This is a genomic window from Stenotrophomonas sp. 21LCFQ19, from assembly GCF_056861425.1.
This window is the reverse complement of sequence record NZ_JBSPUF010000025.1, coordinates 38,928-49,661: the sequence shown is the minus strand read 5'-3', so window position 1 is coordinate 49,661 and position 10,734 is coordinate 38,928. Positions and strand designations below refer to the sequence as shown.

Annotated in this window: 11 protein-coding genes; 3 read left to right on the top strand and 8 right to left on the bottom strand. The window is 61.2% G+C overall.

What is annotated here, in order from left to right; translation table 11 throughout:
• Positions 1–1,526: 1,526 nt before the first annotated feature.
• The 3 genes from AC13FW_RS19875 to AC13FW_RS19865 all read right to left on the bottom strand — a co-directional run bounded on the left by AC13FW_RS19875 (position 1,527) and on the right by AC13FW_RS19865 (position 4,019).
• Positions 1,527–1,964 carry a hypothetical protein gene (locus AC13FW_RS19875; RefSeq protein WP_482990228.1) on the bottom strand — a complete coding sequence of 146 codons (438 nt, stop codon included), beginning with the start codon at positions 1,962–1,964 and terminating at the stop codon, positions 1,527–1,529.
• Between the two features lie 435 nt (positions 1,965–2,399).
• On the bottom strand, positions 2,400–2,777 hold the full coding sequence (locus AC13FW_RS19870) for a hypothetical protein (protein ID WP_482986520.1): 378 nt from the start codon (positions 2,775–2,777) through the stop codon (positions 2,400–2,402).
• A gap of 318 nt (positions 2,778–3,095) precedes the next feature.
• Entirely contained in the window at positions 3,096–4,019 is a 924-nt protein-coding gene (locus AC13FW_RS19865) for a LysR family transcriptional regulator (RefSeq protein ID WP_282272765.1), read from the bottom strand.
• Between the two features lie 107 nt (positions 4,020–4,126).
• Here AC13FW_RS19865 and AC13FW_RS19860 point away from each other — a divergent pair, with 107 nt between their 5' ends.
• Genes AC13FW_RS19860 through AC13FW_RS19850 form a run of 3 tightly spaced genes read left to right on the top strand, consistent with a single transcriptional unit; the run spans position 4,127 to position 6,352 of the window.
• Positions 4,127–5,638 carry an FAD-dependent oxidoreductase gene (locus AC13FW_RS19860; protein WP_482990227.1) on the top strand — a complete coding sequence of 504 codons (1,512 nt, stop codon included), beginning with the start codon at positions 4,127–4,129 and terminating at the stop codon, positions 5,636–5,638.
• Between the two features lie 2 nt (positions 5,639–5,640).
• Positions 5,641–5,832 carry a hypothetical protein gene (locus AC13FW_RS19855; protein ID WP_282272769.1) on the top strand — a complete coding sequence of 64 codons (192 nt, stop codon included), beginning with the start codon at positions 5,641–5,643 and terminating at the stop codon, positions 5,830–5,832.
• Positions 5,833–5,848: 16 nt separating this feature from the next.
• Positions 5,849–6,352 carry a hypothetical protein gene (locus AC13FW_RS19850; protein WP_482990226.1) on the top strand — a complete coding sequence of 168 codons (504 nt, stop codon included), beginning with the start codon at positions 5,849–5,851 and terminating at the stop codon, positions 6,350–6,352.
• Between the two features lie 46 nt (positions 6,353–6,398).
• Here the strand turns inward: AC13FW_RS19850 and AC13FW_RS19845 are convergent, their stop codons facing one another.
• The 5 genes from AC13FW_RS19845 to AC13FW_RS19825 are packed head-to-tail and all read right to left on the bottom strand — an operon-like array spanning position 6,399 to position 10,719.
• Complete coding sequence (locus tag AC13FW_RS19845; RefSeq protein ID WP_482990225.1) at positions 6,399–7,307, bottom strand: 2-dehydro-3-deoxygalactonokinase; 909 nt, start codon at positions 7,305–7,307, stop codon at positions 6,399–6,401.
• Complete coding sequence (locus AC13FW_RS19840; RefSeq protein WP_482990224.1) at positions 7,304–8,224, bottom strand: SMP-30/gluconolactonase/LRE family protein; 921 nt, start codon at positions 8,222–8,224, stop codon at positions 7,304–7,306. Before AC13FW_RS19840 ends, AC13FW_RS19845 begins: the two co-directional genes overlap by 4 nt.
• On the bottom strand, positions 8,218–9,369 hold the full coding sequence (gene dgoD, locus AC13FW_RS19835; RefSeq protein ID WP_482990223.1) for a galactonate dehydratase: 1,152 nt from the start codon (positions 9,367–9,369) through the stop codon (positions 8,218–8,220). Before dgoD ends, AC13FW_RS19840 begins: the two co-directional genes overlap by 7 nt.
• Positions 9,366–10,016 (bottom strand): 2-dehydro-3-deoxy-6-phosphogalactonate aldolase, encoded by a 651-nt coding sequence (locus tag AC13FW_RS19830; protein ID WP_482990222.1) that lies wholly within the window; start codon positions 10,014–10,016, stop codon positions 9,366–9,368. The genes dgoD and AC13FW_RS19830 overlap by 4 nt, the downstream gene beginning before the upstream one ends.
• Positions 9,985–10,719, bottom strand: coding sequence for an SDR family oxidoreductase (locus tag AC13FW_RS19825; RefSeq protein WP_482990221.1), 735 nt, complete (start codon positions 10,717–10,719; stop codon positions 9,985–9,987). Before AC13FW_RS19825 ends, AC13FW_RS19830 begins: the two co-directional genes overlap by 32 nt.
• Positions 10,720–10,734 lie beyond the last annotated feature (15 nt).

The window sequence follows — 10,734 nt, the reverse complement described above, 5'->3', positions numbered from 1 at the left end:
AAGAAAGACCCAAAAGAGCACTCGGCGGAATGACACCTGCCCACTACGCCGCGCAGCTGGCGGCGAAGACAGATAAGATCAAAACAGGACTCTAAACCCGACCTCTACTCAGGTCGGGGGGACGTCGCCACCTAACGCGAACCGATCATGCCACAGCTTGCGGGATGGAGCTTGCCCGAGAAGCCTTGCCGAGCGTTGCCGCCGAAGTGCGATGAAATGATTGCGGTAGAGTAGTTAAGCGTAAGGCGAAGTGGCGGACTTGCCGCTGCCAGGAACAGTGGGAACTGTTACCCGGAGCCGACCGGTGAATTGCTGATACTGCTGCCGAAAGAAGAAGGGCCAGCCAACCAAACCCACCGCTGCCTAACTCTGGAATTAAGCCGACCCGCGCAGCGGGTTCGGCTTGAATGAATTGTTAGGTCCAAGCCCGGAACCCGGTGACGTTGTACTCATTGGTCCTGGACTTTGCCGAAAAAGTTCTGCTTGGGTTTCCAGAATCATAGGCGCCCTTTACGACGAAGCCGCTATAGCCAGAAGAGTTGGGGGTAGTCAGCTTGGCTTGGACTTGTACAAGAACACGCCCCGGCGCGTGAGCTGCCCGGAAGATGGCGCGGACAGACCAAGTAGATGGAGTTGGACCAATAGAAGGCGATTGTTCCCCGCGTGTGAATGCATGGGCGGAGTACGAACAGTCCACGCCTAGCTCGCCCGACAGGCGCACGATCTCTGGAACCGCTGCAACGGTTAAGACGGCTAATAGCTCGCTGGGATTTGCCATGAATTCGTCCGAAGCTGTCATTGGGCCTAACTCTGGAATTAAGCCGACTCGCGAAGCGAGTTCGGCTTGAATGAACTGTTAGGCGCTTGCAGCACGCCATACGAAGTAAGCAGTTGTTGATGCTGCTGCCAGGGCGCAAAACCCGATTGCACACGCTGCGTCAGCTGAAATTGTCTTGGGTGGGGATAGCTTTGCGTGACTAGTGGATACTTTTCGGCTCTTGAAATCCCAAGGTGCAACAGCGTAGTGGCCAAACGAGAAGATTGGGACTAGGAGCCAACCAATGATGTATCCGAGGCCATACAGAACAACCTCGAAAGCACTGCGGAAGATGATCTCTGTCAGTAGACTTGCAGGCATGTGTTAGCGCCTAACTCTGGAATTAAGCCGAGCCGCGTAGCGGCGTCGCCTTGAATGAACTGTTAGGCCCCATTGGAGTGGAGCCTGCGTAGAAGACCCTCAAACAGCAACCAGCCGCAAACCGGAAGTGACACCAATAGTAGAAGTGGGGGCCAGAAAAGTGAAATGCCAAGCCATGCTTGGATGTTGTGACCATATGCAAAGCATGGCTCGACGAACTTACCGGAGTCCTGGCATCCAAAGTAGCCAAATGCCCATTTGCCGATCCGCCAAACGAGAAAGCTGGCCAGTGGCAAGAGCGCGAGCATCAGATTGCGGCACACTTGCTTCATTGGCCTAACGCCTGAATTAAGCCGCGCCGCGGAGTGGCGTCGGCTTGAATGAATTGTTAGGCAGCTGAGTCTGTGCGCTTACCCAGTATGCTCTCTGTTAGTTCCTCAATTTCCTTATCGAACCAACCAGTAGTGACCTGGCCACTATCTGCGAGAGTGGCGTCGATCTGTGCCTTTTGCAACTTGATGCTAACAATCGCATTTAACCGTTGCAGCTCAAGTATCTCTTTCTGCAGGACTGCAGCCTCCTGCTGTGCAGAAGCTGCTTTTGCTAGTTCCGCGCGAGTCTCAGCAAGCTCTGTCGATTGAAGATGCACTGCAATGGCGGCAGCGCAAAGCGCAAGACCTGTGAATATTGCGTTTGAAGCTCCAAATAAGTCACCAATGGTGCCCTTGTCGGGGCTGTTACGGAGAAACCAAAAATTTGCAGAAAACGTGACCAGAACAAATATTGGAACAAGCCAGTACAAGGTAGGAACTTTCCGATGTGCCATAAGATCTCCGTTGCTGCCTAACTCTGGAATTAAGCCGACCCGCGAAGCGGGTTCGGCTTGAATGAACTGTTAGGCGGCTTTGGCCATTGACTGAGCCCAGAACCAATGCTGCCTTGCTTGCACAACCCAATGCGAGCCGATCATGCCACAGCTTGCGGGATGGAGCTTGCCCGGGAAACCTTGCCGAGCGCTGCCGCCGAAGTGCGATGAATTGATTGCGGCAGAGCAGCGAGGTGTAAGACGAAGTGGCGGGCTTGCCGCTGCCAGGAACCGTTGGAGCTGTTACCCGGAGCCGACCGGTGAATTGCCGATGTTACTGCCGACAGAAGAAGGGCCAGCCAACCAAACACACCGCCGCCTAACGCCTGAATTAAGCCGACCCGCGAAGCGGGTTCGGCTTGAATGAATTGTTAGGTGCCATCGAAGCGATAGACACTAGCTTGCGATCTCCATCTTGGCTGACCCGTAAAGGCGAACTGACCGCTCAAGAGATGGAGAGCCTTCATGCTCTGGGTATGAGGACACACTTATCACCCAATTTTGACCAAAGAACACAAGTTCGAGTGGGGTCAGCTTAGTGAGGAAGAGCAATGCCAACTGTTCCTCAGAGCTTGCAGTGAAGAATTCGAAGTCTGCCTTGTACTCTTCTACGCCAATTGCAGACGACCCGCCTTTGGAGCTAACGAAGCGACCTATTTTGCTGAGCCAGGCGCCATAAGCATCTGCCTCTGGAAATAGCTCAATTCTCTCCATGGGGCTCTGCAATATTTTCCGAAGAGTTTCAGCTTCCTGCTTTGTGACCGGAGCAATCATTGGACCCTCTTGTGGCACCTAACTCTTAGTAGACCGCCTAAAAGCGGTGTAAAGCTGAGTATGCCCACTTTCGAACCGCTTTGAAACGGGAGTGGTTCTCCGTATAAACAATGGCTTGCAACATGCGGCGCGGCTTGCGATCACCTCCTCCCTCCCTGTTTAGGATCGTTTGTTCACGGTTATATCGAATACACCCCTTTCCCGGCGGGCGTATTGGCGCTTGGAATGCTGTGATCGCGATGATTCTTCCGTCGGTCCATCCAGGCCGCGTGACGAATCCGGAGTTGACCAAGTGCTCCGCCACGCTTGCTCAAGCCCTTACTCCACTTCCCGCACCCGCGCCAACTCCGCCGCATTCCGCAGCGCTTGTAGGAATCTCGCCAGTGGCGCGTTTTGCGGCTCGCCGTCACGCGTGTAAACCATCACCGGCCGCTGCCAGGAAAACCCTGGTGCATCCAGTTTCACCCACTGTCCGGCAAGCAGCTCTGCCTGCGCCAGACGGCTGGGCAACAACGTGAGATAGCCGCCGTCACGAATCATCGCGCGCATGAATTCCGGGGAACCACTTTCCATCGTGTTGAGCGGGGGCTCCAGCCCTGCTTCATGGAAGCGCTGGCGGAACGCGCCTTCCACCGCGCCGAGGCGACGGCCGAAAATCCATGCCTGCTCCAGCAATTGTGCCGGCGTGATGGCGCGTTGCCGCGCCAGCGGGTGACGCACGCTGGCAAGTACGCGGTACTCGTCGTGCATCAGCACTTCGCTCTTGATGCGCGGGTCGGGGTCGCCATCGCCAAAGGTGTGTAGGGTGACTACCGCATCGAGTTCGCGCGCCAGCAGGCTGGGCAGCAGTTCGGGCAGGATGCCGCTGCTGACGTGGATGCCGATTTTCGGCCAATGCCGGCGCAGGGCCAGCACCGCCGGCGCCACCAGCGAGCCGGCGGTACTGGGGCCGGTGCCGATGCGGACTTGCCCTTCGGCGCCGGTCTGCAGTTCCTGCAGGCGGTCCTCGAAGCGGCGCACCGCGTCGTGGGCAGGCTGGGCGTGTTCCATCAGCAGGCGGCCGACGTCGGTGAGCCGGGCCTCGCGGCTGCCGCGCTCGAACAGGCGTGCGCCCAGCTGTTGCTCCAGTGCCTGGATGCCCTTGCTAAGGGCTTGCTGGGTGCGGCCGGTGGCCGCGGCGGCGCGGGTAAAGCTGCCGTGTTCGACCACGGACAGGAAGTAGCGGAGCTGGCGGAGGTCCATGGCGGCACGAGGTAACAACCAATGGTTGTGGATCGTACTCGAATTGGTTGGCGGTAATCGGGGCAGGGCATCGATAGTCGGCTGATCGCATCTCCCAGAGGGGAACCATGGCCAGCCGCAACGCCGTCAAACAGTGGGACCAGCAGTACGACCTCGTCATCGCCGGCTTTGGTCTGGCCGCCATGTGTGCCGCCATCGAGGCGCACGATCTGGACCCGAACCTATCCATTCTTATTCTGGAAAAGGCCAATGAGGCTGAGACCGGTGGCAACAGCCGCGTTGCCGGGCAGTCGTTGCTGATCACCAGGAACGCCAAGGTGCTGGCCGAGTACCAGCGCAAGATGAGCGTAGCCAACCCGATCCCGGAGGAGATGCTGGTGCCGTGGTCAGAGGCCATGGAAGCGCTGGAACCGTGGATCCAGGAGCGTGCGGCCCAGGCCGGTGCGCAGTTCATCCACGGCACCGGCTTCTCCGAGCGTGATGCGGTGCTGGAGTTCCCGGAGTTCGGTGCGCGTGAGGCCGTGCATTGCACCGCCACCATCCTGCCGATCCCGTCCGGCGTATACCTCGCTTTCCGCGAGAACATCCGCCTGCGCCCGCGCATCCAGATCGCCTATGAATCGCCGCTCACGGATCTGGTGCAGGACCCGGATACGCTGGAAGTATTTGGCGTCATCGCCGAGCAGAACGGCCAGCGCGTGGCCATCCGTGCCAACAAGGGCGTGGTGATGGCGACCGGTGGCTTTGAGGCCAACCTGGACATGCAGCGCAATTACTTCGGCCTCGCCAATCCGGCACCGCTGGGTACGCCGCACAACACCGGCGACGGCATCAAGATCCTGCAGAAGGCGGGTGCGGATCTGTGGCATATGCGCAACCAGGGCCAGTCCGGTGGCATCTGGCCGGGCTTCAAGCCGGAAGGCTTCGTCAATGGCTTCCTGCGTAACTTCTTCTGGCAGAGCTTCAGCTGGATCGAGGTGGATGCGAACACCGAGCGCTTCTACAACGAAACTGCAGAATTGCAGCTCACGCACTACAAGGAAAAGAAGCACGGTCATTGGGTGGACACCCCGCATTACCGTGCGCAACCGGTGCATATGATCTTTGATGCCATCACCTGCCAGTACAACAAGCTGGTGGTTGAAGTGATGAGCTGGAACCCGGTGGTACGTGGTTACAAGTGGTCAGATGACAATTCGGTGGAAGTGGAGAAGGGGTGGATCCAGAAGGCCGATACGCTGGAAGAGTTGGCAGCGCAGATCAACCGCGATCCGGCCAAGCTGCGTGCCGAGGTTGAGCGCTACAACGCGGCCTGTGCAGCGAGGAATGATGCCGATTTCGGGCGTAACCCTGAGACCTTGTTCCCGATCGCGCAGGCGCCGTTCTATGCCATGCGGATTGATCCGGTGATCGTGTGCACGGGCGGTGGCGCGCGCCGCAACATCAAGTCCGAGGTGCTGGACCATGATGGCAAGCACATCCCGCGTTTGTATGAAGCCGGTGAGATGGGGTCGATGTTCTCCGATCTTTATCAGAACGGTTCGTACCTTACCGAGGCAATGATCTCTGGACGCGCTGCGGGTCGTGAAGTCGTAGGCCTTGGCAACTGGGAGGCTTGAGCATGAAGGTTGCTACCCCCGCGATGAAGCTGGATGTGCGTATCAATGACGTGAAGGCCGAGGAAGGGCTGCTGGTGATGGACGGTGTTGCGGGCATGCTGCCGTGCAAGACCAGTCTGACGCCTGCTGAGTTTCGACAGATGATGAAGCTGGCGCTGCGGCCGAGTGTGTTGGCGTTGTTGTTCAAGAAGTGAGCAGAAGCATGTCTGCTTGAAGCCTTTGCTTGAAGCCTTGCTTGAAGCCTTGCTTGAAGCCCCTCTCCCCCCGGGAGAGGGGTTGGGGAGAGGGAGAGGTGCGAAGCACCTTGCAAAAGCCAAAAAAGCAAAAGCCCCCTCATCCGCCCCTTCGGGGCACCTTCTCCCGCGAGCGGGAGAAGGGACAGGAGCCAAAGCCAAAGCCAAAGGCAAGGGCAAAGCCAAAGGCAAGGGCAAAGCCAAAGGCAAGGGCAAAGGCAAGGGCAAAGGCAAAGGCAAAGGCAAAGGCAAGGGCAAAGGCAAGGGCAAGGGCAAAGGCAAAGGCAAGGGCAAAGGCAAGGGCAAGGGCAAGGGCAAAGGCAAGGGCAAAGCCAAAGGCAAAGGCAAAACCAAAACCAAGACCAAGACCAAGACCAAGACCAAAACGGCTTGGCTTCCGTCGAACCTTGTTCGGTTGATGAGAGTTTCTAGAGGAGCGCTTGGCAGCGAAAGGTGCTCCACCAAGCGCTATATGCGTTGACCTGGCCCGTTGATCAGCTCAGCTCAGCCATACAACTGGTTGAAGCTCAAACACCACCCAGCTCCAGCCGTCGCTGCCACAGCGCATGCACGCCGCGCGCAGCCAGGTCTTCCGGGTGGCGTTGTACGCCGATGCCCCAGGAAATCAACGCCTGTGCATACAGTGCCAGCAAGCGGTCACTGCCAATCAGGTGCACCTGCGACAAGCGCGGGGTGTGTTCGAGTACACCGGAGGAAAGTATCTCGTGGCCGATCAGCAGGCCTGACAGATAAGAGGGCAGGGCGCTGCCTTCCAGCTGGTTGAACAGACCGAGGGTGCGCACACCGAAAAGGTGATGCAGAAGTCCGCCCTTCTGCCGGCTGCGCTTGAGTCCACTTTCAAATGCCCAGGCGTCGAAACGGCTGTCATCTTCGGGCATCAGCTTGCCCAGCAGGCTGTGGGTGCGCAGTACCGCGTACAGCTCGCCCGTCATCGCCGTTGTCAGGCGACGTATCTGGCCATCGGCAATCGAAACCCACTTGCTATGCGTGCCGGGCAGGCAGACGACATGATTGCCGCGTGGCAGTACCGCCAGCAAGGCGGCCAGCTGGGTTTCTTCGCCGCGCATTACGTCGGGTACGGCGTCGCCGCCGGTATCGCTGACACCTGGCACGACCCATAACGCGCGATCTGCCAAGGCCGGTGCCTGCAGTGGTACCAAGGCAGCGGCAAGGTCGTCGATGCCGGCGGGGCAGGGCAGGTAAGGTACTTCCTGCCAACCGCTGCGGCTGCCGACCATGCCGGACAGGAGCAGCAAACGGTCATCCCAGCCGACAATCTCTTCTGCCAGCACTGCTTCAAACTGTCCGGCACTGGCTTGCAGGCCGCGTTCGCTGCGGCGGCGCTCGCAGACATGGCCGCTCTCATCTAGGCGGTACAAGCGCAGGCTGCTGGTGCCCCAGTCCACGGCGATCATGGCAACTCCACGCGATCCACGCTTGCCTTCAACTGCGGGTGCTCCCAGACAAAGATGCCTCCTGCATCGGGCTGCGCGCTCAAGGCGGCGGCATCCAGACCGACGCGGGCACTGCTGATGTACAGCGCACCGGGTGCCAGTACGCAGCAGGAGGCGTGCTGGGTGGGGATGTGAACCAGCTGCTCGATGCGGCCATCGGCGGAATAGCAGGCAACCCGGCCTGCGCCCCACTGTGCGTTCCATACGCGACCTTGGACATCGACTACCGCGCCGTCAGGTTCGATGCCTGGTTCGCTCAAACTGGCAAATGCCTGCAGCTCTTCAACCAGTGCGCTGTGCGGGTCATAACGGCCAGTGATGATGTTGGCCTGCGGTGAGTCGCAGAAGTAGATGCGCTCACCGTCAGGGCTGAAGCAGATCGCGTTTGGAATGGCGACGTGTGGCAAGGGCAGGCGGCGCAGGCCTTTGCCCGCACTCCATTGGTAGAAGCTGCCGCCGCGGCGTCCGTCGGCATGGTCGCTCTTGGTGCCGAACACGAAGTTGCCGTGGCGGTCGGCACGGCCGTCATTGATGCGGGTGTTGGGGTTGTCGGCTTCCACCTGTGCCAGCAGTTGCAGGCTGAGTTCGCGGTCCTGCAGCTGGGCTTCCGGGTCGGCTGCATGCAGGCCATTGGCCAGGCCCAGCAGCAGGCGGCCGTCGTTTGCCAGCGCAAGGCAGCCCAGCGGCTCGTGTAGCTGCCAGTACTGGCTGTGGCCGCTGGCGGGATCGTAGCGCCACAGGCGTGCTGCGAGGATGTCGGTCCAGTACAGGACAGTGCGGCGGTCGCACCAGAGGATGCCTTCGCCGAGCTCGCAGCGGCTGTCCACCAGCAGCCGTGCGTCGGCTTCGGTTACCTGCGGCACCTGTGCATTCACCATTCGGCAACGCTGCCGTCGCTGTGGCGCCACAGCGGGTTGCGCCAGCGCGGTGGATTCTTGTTGGCTTCGATCAGGCGTGCTTCGTCGATCTCCACGCCCAGGCCCGGCTTCGGCAGGGCAGCGATGCAGCCCTGTGCGTCGCACGCGAAGTCGTCCTTGTTGATGACGTAGTCCAGCAGGTCCGCACCCTCGTTGTAGTGGATGCCGATGCTCTGTTCCTGCAGCACCGCGTTGTGGGCGACGAAGTCCAGCTGCAGGCAGGCAGCCAACGCCACCGGGCCGAGCGGGCAATGCGGCGCCAGCGCGACGTCATGCGCTTCGGCCATCGCGGCGATCTTGTAGCACTCGCTGATGCCGCCGGCATGCGACAGGTCCGGCTGCAGGATGGCCAGTCCGCCGGCAGCCAGCACCGGCTTGAACTCGCTGCGCGAATACATGCGCTCGCCAGCGGCCAACGGAATGCTGCTGATCTCCGACAACGGCCGGTAGTACTCCCACTGTTCCGGCAGCACCGGTTCTTCGACGAACAATGGCCGGTAGGGTGCCAGTTCGCGCAGCAGCATCCGCGCCATCGGTGCGCTCACGCGGCCGTGGAAATCGATGCCGAAATCGACGCTGTTGCCGAGTGCCTCGCGGATCGCGGCGACCTTTTCAATCGCGCCATCCACCGCGCGCGGGCTGTCGATCAGCTTCAGTTCCTCGGTGCCGTTGAACTTGAAGGTGTCGAAGCCGAGCGACTGGTAATGCCGCATCTGCGCGACGATCTCGGCGGGGCGGTCACCGCCGACCCAGCGGTAGGTCTTCATGCGGTCACGCACCAGGCCGCCGAGCAGCTGGTAGACCGGCACGCCCAGCGCCTTGCCCTTGATGTCCCACAGCGCCTGGTCGATGCCGGCGATGGCACTCATCAGGATCGCGCCGCCGCGGTAGAAGCCACCGCGGTACAGCACCTGCCACAGGTCGTTGATGCGTGCCGGGTCCTTGCCGATCAGGTAGTCGCCGAGTTCGTGCACGGCCGCTTCCACCGTGGCGGCACGCCCTTCGATCACCGGCTCGCCCCAACCGCTGATGCCTTCGTCGGTCTCGATCTTGAGGAACAGCCAGCGTGGTGCTGCCTGGTAGGTGGTCAGACGCACGATCTTCATGCGGAGTGGTCCAGGTAGGCCTGGCGGAAGCGCCGCGCGTGTTCACGCGTGGTCTGCACCGCCTGGCCGGGTTGATAAAGGTCACCGCCGATGCCCGCACCCACGCAACCAGCGGAAAGATAGCTGGCAAGGGTGTCGGGGGAGACGCCACCGACGGCGAAAAGGGGAACTGGCGGCAGCACGCTGCGCAACGCGCGCACCAGTGCCGGGCCGTGGATGGAAGCCGGGAACAGCTTGAGCATCTGCGCGCCTGCCCGCAGTGCCTGGAATGCTTCGCTGGCAGTGGCGAATCCCGCCGCCACCAGCAGTCCTTCGGCGACCGCGCGCTGGATCAGCTGCGGGTCGGTATTGGGCGTGACCATCAAGCGGCCGCCGGCCTGCAACAACCCATCGATGTGCGCGGGCTGCACGACCGTGCCGGCACCGATGCAGGCGTGCTGGCCATGGCGTTGCACGCTGCGTTGCACGCTTTCCAGCCAGCCTGGTGAATTGGTCGGGATCTCGATCGCGTCGAAACCTTCCTCGACCAGCGCATCGACATGCGCGTCCACCTCGCTTGGCGTGATGCCGCGCAGGATGGCGATCAAAGGCAGCTGGAAGGGCAGGGTGGTCATGTCAGTCGTGGTACACCTGTGAGCGGCCGCCATCGATCAGGATGTCGGTAGCGTTGATGAAGCGCGCTTCGTCGCCGGCCAGGAACAACGCGGTGTAGGCGACTTCCCCCGGTGTGCCGATGCGGCGCGGCGGCAGCAAGGCGGTCTGGCGTTCGCGGGCGCCGGGTTCACGCTCGAACCAGGCCTCGATGCGCGGCACCAGGATCAGCCCCGGCGAAATCGAGTTCACGCGGATGCCATGCGCGGCGTATTCGATGCCGAGCGAGCGGGTCATGCCGATCAAGGCGTGCTTGGCCACCGGGTACGGGAACGCGCCGGGAATGATCTTGTGGCCATGCACCGAGGCGATGTTGACGATGGCGCCAGCCTGTTGCGCGACCATGCCCGGCAGCACGGCCTTGCACAGCTGCCAGGCGCCTTCCAGGTTCAGGGCGAAACAACGCTGCCACTGCGCGTCGTCCAGCGCGAGAGGGTCGGAGAACACGTCGGCACCGGCATTGTTGACCAGTACATCGATACGACCGTGCTGGCCAAGGATGCCGTCGACCAGGCGGCGCATCGCGGCGGTATCGGTGATGTCGCCCTGCAGCAGGCTGAAGCCATCGGCATCGCCGGCTGTCAGGTCGATGCCGATCACCTGCGCGCCTTCGGCATGGAACAGGCGGGCGATGGCCGCGCCTATGCCGCTGGCGGCGCCGGTCACCACGGCCACCTTGCCGGCCAGGCGCCCGCTCATCGGCGGCCTCCGGCC